Raw genomic sequence first — 1,713 nt, 5'->3', positions numbered from 1 at the left:
AAAATAAAAAAGAAGAATAGAGTAATTAGGCACCACGAAAACAATATGGTTGTTAGTGCACCAACAGCCAAAGGAGGTGCTTTGGCAGCTTTGTATGCAGTTGATTTAGCTGTGCAAATTGTCAATCTATCAAATAATTTGACTGTAGGGAAAGACATGGTTAAGTTAGAAAAACAAATAAAGTCTTGGAAACATACAGATAGATGGACTGGTTATGTTTATTCTCAAAATAGTGCTGTGGTTGAAAAAGTTTTCGAGGATATTAATACAGCTATTGAATCTGGAATGGTGGATAAACAATACTTAAATCCTAAAGGTCTAAGTGATTTATTTAATATAATTCTTTTTGGTGGTAATGGAAATGAGGGAAAAGAAGTCAAAGATTTAGGTTTGAAAATTTTTGCTGAAATATCTGACCAGGCACCGTATCCTGCTTTAAATTATGTTGCACCAGAAGAAAACGCAAACGAAGTTGAAGAAAATAAAGATTTAGATGATGAAAACTCTACAGAAAACAATAGTTCTGATGACTAACAAAACAAAGATTTTTTCATTTTTATTTCCAATGCTATTTGTATCATTTCTAACATGCAACAAGTTTCCTACTGGGCATGATAAAATAGAAGAATGGGCGATATATGAATATTATTATGATAATAATGATTTGTTAGAACATGAAAAGAAAAATATAGTTTATTCTGCTCTAAAACTTTTTTTTAATTTTGAAAACAAAAAATTTAATTTCAAAACAAATAATAAATTAATTAAGGGAGATTTTATTATTGACAACATTGAAGGGAATATTTTTTTTCTCACTATAAAAAAATCTAATGACATAAGATTTAACGATAAGTTTTTGATGAAAATAGATACTATAAAAAAATTAAAGAACTCTACTCAGTTGAGATTAATAATCGAATCAGAACGACTATATATGTTAGGTAAAAGAACCGTTTTCGAAATGAAATAGGTACCCAGCTCCCCCCAGCTCCCCGCTCCCGCTAGAATCTTTCTAGTGGCGGTAAGAGTAATAAATAATAAAAATACAATTTAAAAAAGAACTAAATGATATTAGAAAAACAAAGAGTAAAGAACGTATTAAAATTTATAATATTAATAATACTGTTTGGAACAGTTACATCTTCATATTCACAAAAAAGAGTAACAGTAACAAAAAAGGATGGTAAGGTAATCTCTGGTTATGGAAAAGTAACAAAAACAGGTGTAAAGTATAAAGCAACTAAAAAAGGTAAATATAAAATGATCTCTTCATCAGAGATAGACAAAGTAGTATTAAAAAATAAAAAAATAACAACGAAATATGTATACAGACCACTCAAGGAAGGAAAAAAAACAAAGTTGATGGATTTAGTATATGCAGGAAATAAAATAGAATTATACGAACTGTATTTAGGAACAGCTAGAGGTCCAAATGTTAGTATGCAAGTAGTTAGATATTATGTTAAGAGAAAAGATGAAAAAGCAGTAACTATGATACGTAGTGGAGCAGTTATGGGTAAGAGTTTTAAGAAGCGAGCTGAAGCTTATTTTAAAGATTGTCCGGAATTAGTATCAAAACTGGGAACAAAAGGTTTTAAAAAAAACAACTTAAAGAATGTAATGAAATATTATGATGAACATTGTGGAGAAAAATAGATTCCCCGCTCCCGCTAGAATCTTTCTAGTGGCGGTAAGAGTAAGCTTAACTAAAAC

At 29.4% G+C, this 1,713-nt stretch carries 3 protein-coding genes; all 3 read left to right on the top strand.

Features of this window, described 5'->3' with window-relative positions; translation table 11 throughout:
* On the top strand, positions 1-534 hold a 534-nt coding region (locus ACVC2P_RS11790; protein WP_452598671.1), incomplete at its 5' end, for a hypothetical protein.
* Positions 527-970 carry a hypothetical protein gene (locus ACVC2P_RS11785; protein ID WP_452598670.1) on the top strand — a complete coding sequence of 148 codons (444 nt, stop codon included), beginning with the start codon at positions 527-529 and terminating at the stop codon, positions 968-970. The genes ACVC2P_RS11790 and ACVC2P_RS11785, both read left to right, overlap by 8 nt.
* A gap of 95 nt (positions 971-1,065) precedes the next feature.
* Positions 1,066-1,656, top strand: coding sequence for a hypothetical protein (locus ACVC2P_RS11780; RefSeq protein ID WP_452598669.1), 591 nt, complete (start codon positions 1,066-1,068; stop codon positions 1,654-1,656).
* Positions 1,657-1,713 lie beyond the last annotated feature (57 nt).

Source organism: Pontimicrobium sp. MEBiC01747, from assembly GCF_053601635.1.
This window is presented reverse-complemented; position numbering and strand designations above follow the sequence as displayed.

Excerpts from the sequence above, each read along its gene's own strand:
- ACVC2P_RS11785 (WP_452598670.1), top strand. The coding sequence starts at position 527 with ATGACTAACAAAACAAAGATTTTTTCATTTTTATTTCCAATGCTATTT.
- ACVC2P_RS11780 (WP_452598669.1), top strand. The coding sequence starts at position 1,066 with ATGATATTAGAAAAACAAAGAGTAAAGAACGTATTAAAATTTATAATA.